Source organism: Dietzia sp. B44 (assembly GCF_014145245.1).
Classification (GTDB): Bacteria; Actinomycetota; Actinomycetes; order Mycobacteriales; family Mycobacteriaceae; genus Dietzia; species Dietzia natronolimnaea.
Map to the genome: position 1 here is coordinate 1 of NZ_JAALEF010000485.1, position 1,183 is coordinate 1,183.

Genomic DNA, 1,183 nt, shown 5'->3' on the forward strand with positions numbered 1-1,183 from the left:
CTCGCCCCGCGAGGGCGGAGACGATCGCGTCCTCCGTGGCCCGGCTCCCCGCCGCGAGAGCGCCCGCCAGAGAAGGAGTCTCGGCGACGATCCGGAGTCGCTCACGCACGGCCTCCGCGGCGGGTTCCGGCACAGAGTTCCACGAGTCCCGGATCCCGCGCACGACCGCCGTCAACGGGGGCTCGTCCGCCGGCCGGCGCGCGATCGCGTCCGCGATGAGGGGGTCGTAGGGGTCGTCCACGAGCAGCGCCGCCTTGGTCGGGAAGTGGCGGAAGAGGGTCATCTCGCTGACGCCCGCCCGTCCGGCGACGGCCGCCGTGGTGACGCCGTCGTACCCGCGGTCACCCATCAGCTCCAGGGCGGCACGGAGCAGTCGTTCGCGCGTCTGCTCGGACCGACCCATACCCAGAATGTTAGTGACTAACACCAGGGGCGCGCAATCCCCATGCCCGAGGCGGCGCCCTGTCGCACGAACGACAAAGGCCCCCTGACCGGATTCTCACCCGGTCAGGGGGCCTCATCGTGGTAGCGGGGACAGGATTTGAACCTGCGACCTCTGGGTTATGAGCCCAGCGAGCTACCGAGCTGCTCCACCCCGCGTCGTTTGCGTCTATGACACTACGTGCCAGTCACCTCGGAAGGCAAATCGGTGGACGCGAAACGAACGGAACATGACCCAACTCACACCGGGGGTGACATATCCCCTGGTCAGGTCAGTTCCCGAGGGCCTGGTAGGCATCGACCGCCTCCTGCAGATCCTCGAGAGCCTGTCCCAGCGCGGACAGGTCACCGCCCTGTGCCGAACGGACCGCGTTCAGCGCCTGATTGATGTCCCGCACCGCGGCCGCCCGCTCGGCGTCGTCTCCGCCGCCGGTGGCGGGCGCCGCCGGGCGCGGAACGCTCGGCCGGGACGCGCCCGCGACCTCACCCTCCGCCTCCGCCTCGGCCTCACCGCTCTCGTCGATCCGCACGACGTCCGGGTCGGCCTCGATGCCCACCTGGCGCAGTGCCTCGTAGAGCGTGGGCGCATAACCCACCGCGCGGTCATAGGAGACCATCACGCGCAGCAACCGCGGGAACGCCGAGTCCTGGTCCTTGCGCTGGGTGTAGATCGGCTCCACGTACAGGACCGAGTCGTCGGCCAACGGCAGCGCCAGGAGGTTGCCCTCGGTGATCTCGGCGG

1 protein-coding gene, 1 tRNA gene and 1 pseudogene are annotated in these 1,183 nt (G+C 70.0%); all 3 read right to left on the reverse strand.

What is annotated here, in order from left to right:
- On the reverse strand, window positions 1–403 hold a 403-nt coding region (locus tag G6017_RS14555; RefSeq protein WP_182617997.1), incomplete at its 3' end, for a TetR/AcrR family transcriptional regulator.
- A 120-nt stretch (window positions 404–523) separates the two neighbouring features.
- Window positions 524–600, reverse strand: a tRNA-Met gene (locus tag G6017_RS14560).
- 113 nt (window positions 601–713) lie between these two features.
- A pseudogene (locus G6017_RS16970) lies at window positions 714–1,183 on the reverse strand (UPF0182 family protein); the annotation flags it as partial.